The sequence below is a fragment of the Terrabacter terrae genome, assembly GCF_039529575.1.
In the GTDB taxonomy this organism is placed as follows: domain Bacteria; phylum Actinomycetota; class Actinomycetes; order Actinomycetales; family Dermatophilaceae; genus Terrabacter; species Terrabacter terrae.
In genome coordinates this window covers 1-527 of record NZ_BAAANB010000073.1, presented here as the reverse complement: position 1 = coordinate 527, position 527 = coordinate 1, and the positions used below count along the sequence as shown (strand labels likewise).

The window sequence follows — 527 nt, the reverse complement described above, 5'->3', positions numbered from 1 at the left end:
CGCAGCCGGCATACTCCTCGTCGTTGCGGTCGGCGGATTCGCTTGGCTGGCAATGGCCCTCGGCAGGCAGCTTCGCCACCTGCCGGTGGCAGTGCCCACGGCACTGCTGGCCGCCTTCGGTGCCGGGGCCACGGCAGCGGTCTGGCTCGGCCACCTCACCGGCGCGCTGGGCGACAGCCTGCCGACCGCCCTCATGTGGGGAGGTCCCGTCCTCGCCGCGGTGGCGCTCGGCCTCGTCCTCGTCACCCTCACCCTCGAGGGCCGCCTGCCCGTGGGCTCGCTCGCGCTGGCCGCCCTCGCTGCAGGAGCCCTGCTGCTGCCGTGGGGTCTGCTCCCCCTGGGAGCGCTCCTGCTCCTCATCGCGCTCGCTCCGCTGACGCGTACGCCGGCGTGATTCCTTGCCAAATCTTGAACATTCCGGACGGACCGAACTGACCGGTAGCCCCCGAGGATGAGCCCTGTCGCCCTGACCAGGGCGACAGCACCATCCCTCACTCCACGGGAGCTCACACATGCCACACCCCAGC

The 527-nt window shown here is 71.5% G+C and carries 1 protein-coding gene; it reads left to right on the top strand.

Annotated features, from left to right (window positions below; genetic code table 11):
• Positions 1-394: hypothetical protein (locus ABD194_RS19195; RefSeq protein WP_343994464.1), on the top strand; the 394-nt coding region annotated here is incomplete at its 5' end.
• Positions 395-527 lie beyond the last annotated feature (133 nt).